This window comes from Yinghuangia sp. YIM S10712 (genome assembly GCF_051388935.1).
Taxonomy (GTDB): Bacteria; Actinomycetota; Actinomycetes; order Streptomycetales; family Streptomycetaceae; genus Yinghuangia.
Window position 1 is genome coordinate 1 of record NZ_JBPKBI010000083.1, and the last position, 538, is coordinate 538.

General features: G+C 74.3%; 1 protein-coding gene. It reads left to right on the top strand.

Annotated features, from left to right (window positions below):
- On the top strand, window positions 1–538 hold a 538-nt coding region (locus ACRX5W_RS33300; protein ID WP_436792133.1), incomplete at both ends, for a ketoacyl-synthetase C-terminal extension domain-containing protein.

Genomic DNA, 538 nt, shown 5'->3' on the forward strand with positions numbered 1-538 from the left:
CATCGGCCACACTCAGGCCGCGGCGGGCGTGGCCGGGGTCATCAAGACCGTCATGGCCATGCGCCACGGTCTCATCCCCAAGACCCTGCACGTGGACGCGCCGACACCACACGTCGACTGGTCGTCCGGCGCCGTCCGACTGGCCACCGAGGCCCAGCCCTGGCCGGACACCGGCGCCCCGCGCCGTGCGGCGGTTTCGTCGTTCGGCGTCAGCGGCACGAACGCGCACGTCATCCTGGAGCAGGCCGAGGACGCGCACGAGCCGGAGGAGCCGCGCGCGACCAGCCGCCCGGTGACGGGCACTTCGGTGGTGACACCTGCGGCCGACACCGAGTCCGCGACACCCCCCGCGCGTGGCGCCCCTGCCGCTGAAACCGTGGCTGACTCCGCTGCGCCGACCGCCGCCCCGGAGAGCGGTCGGCGTGCCGACGCGGAACCGTCTGCCTCGTCCTCCCGCACCAGTCGTGTGGTGCCGTGGGTGGTGTCGGGGCGTGGTGGTGGGGCGTTGCGGGGACAGGCGGCTCGGTTGGGGGAGTTC